This window comes from Streptomyces sp. MS191, from assembly GCF_008042125.1.
Classification (GTDB): domain Bacteria; phylum Actinomycetota; class Actinomycetes; order Streptomycetales; family Streptomycetaceae; genus Streptomyces.
Genome location: NZ_RDBI01000186.1, coordinates 1 through 406 on the forward strand (window position 1 = coordinate 1; position 406 = coordinate 406).

Sequence of the window (406 nt, forward strand, 5' to 3'; positions counted from 1 at the left end):
GTCGTCGTCGCGCTCGTCGCCGTCGGCGCGCTGATCGCCGCGCTGACCCTGGGCGGCGGGGACGACGACAAGAAGAAGGAGGAGACCGCGAGCAGCGCCCGCGCGTCCGCCTCCGAGGAGGTGTCCGGGCACAAGGGGCCCGACACCACCAAGAAGATCGACAAGACCGCGTGCACGGAGCCCGACGAGTCGTACAACGACGAGAGCAAGATCAGGGTCCCGGAGTTCAGGTTCAAGAACATCGACTCCGTGAAGGCGTGCTTCCAGGCGGCGGGCTGGCAGTACGAGTCCAAGACCGTGGACGAGAACGCCTACGGCGAGGGCACGGTCATGACCCAGATCCCCGAGGCGGGCGCGGACGTCGACCCCAAGGACATGCCCAAGATCGAGCTCTTTTTTTTTTTTT

At 65.3% G+C, this 406-nt stretch carries 1 protein-coding gene; it reads left to right on the top strand.

Going from position 1 to position 406, the window contains the following annotated elements; all coding sequences use genetic code 11:
- A partial coding sequence (locus tag EAO71_RS36255; protein WP_147982051.1) for a PASTA domain-containing protein occupies positions 1–406 on the top strand: 406 nt, incomplete at both ends.